Annotated in this window: 1 protein-coding gene; it reads left to right on the plus strand. The window is 56.2% G+C overall.

Annotated elements, in window-relative coordinates; all coding sequences use genetic code 11:
* Nucleotides 1–67: 67 nt before the first annotated feature.
* Nucleotides 68–1218, plus strand: a protein-coding gene (locus tag BY454_RS16700; RefSeq protein ID WP_104417679.1) for an IS3 family transposase whose coding sequence is annotated in 2 segments (ribosomal slippage) — nucleotides 68–305 and nucleotides 305–1218 — 1152 coding nt in all. Because the reading frame shifts where the segments join, the coding sequence is not laid out codon by codon here.
* Nucleotides 1219–1236 lie beyond the last annotated feature (18 nt).

Consider the following 1236-nt stretch of genomic DNA (forward strand, 5'->3'; position numbering starts at 1 on the left):
TGGCAAGCCCCCGATACAGTAGACGCCTGATAGCGTTACACTAAACGCAAATCTACAGGTGTTGATGATGAGCGCAAAGCGATACTCCGAAGAATTCAAAATCGAGGCGGTGAAGCAGGTCACGGAGCGCGGCTACAAGGTGTCCGACGTGAGCCGGAGACTGGGGATCACCTCCGGCAGTCTGTACAAGTGGATCAAGCTGTATGGCGACCCAGGTAGTCAGCACCAGCACATCACGGAGCAGCAGGGTGAGCTTCGTCAGCTGCGGGCCGAACTGCGCCGGGTGACGGAGGAACGCGACATATTAAAAAAGGCCACAGCGTTCTTTGCCAAGGAGTCCGAGTAAAGTATCGCTTCATCAGGGCTCATCAGAAGGAGTTCCAGGTCCGGGCCATGTGCCGCGTGCTGAAGGTCCACTTCAGTGGTTTCTACGCTTGGCTGCATAGCCCTGAAAGCCCACGTACCAAGGCCAATCGCCGGCTGGTCGGGTTGATCAAACAGGCCTGGCTCGAAAGTGGTGGCGTGTACGGCTACCGGAATATCACCCTGGACCTGAAAGACCTCGGCGAGCGGTGCAGCAAAAACCGGGTGCACCGGCTCATGAGAAACGAAGGCATCCGCGCTCAGCGCGGATACAAGCGTCACAAGGGCTATTACGGTGGCAAGCCGGCTCACGTTGCACCGAATCATCTGAATCGCGAATTCGAGGCTCAGGGGCCGAACGAGCGGTGGGTAACCGACATAACCTACATCCGTACCCACGAGGGCTTTTTGTATCTCGCGGCAGTGCTGGACCTGTTCTCACGTCAAATCGTTGGTTGGTCCATGAAATCGAGGATGTCGACGGACCTCGTTATGGACGCGCTGTTGATGGCTTCCTGGAAGCGCCGGCCCAAACAGGAGGTTCTGATCCACTCCGACCAGGGCTCCCAGTATACGAGCCGAGAGTGGCGAGACTTCCTGGATGACCATCGGCTCAAACCCAGCATGAGTCGGCGCGGTAACTGTCACGACAACGCCGTTGCTGAAAGCTTCTTCTCGTTGCTCAAGGGCGAACGAGTGAAACGGAAAATCTACAAGGATCGGGAAACGGCTCGCCAAGATATCTTCGATTACATCGAGATGTTCTATAACCCGGTACGCCGGCACGGCAACAACGGTGGATTGTCTCCCGTGGACTTCGAAAAGCAGTATTTTAAGCAGCTGTCAGGTGTCTAGAATATCGGGGGCTTGCCA

Origin of the sequence: Marinobacter persicus (assembly GCF_002934325.1) — a bacterium.
GTDB lineage: Bacteria > Pseudomonadota > Gammaproteobacteria > Pseudomonadales > Oleiphilaceae > Marinobacter > Marinobacter persicus_A.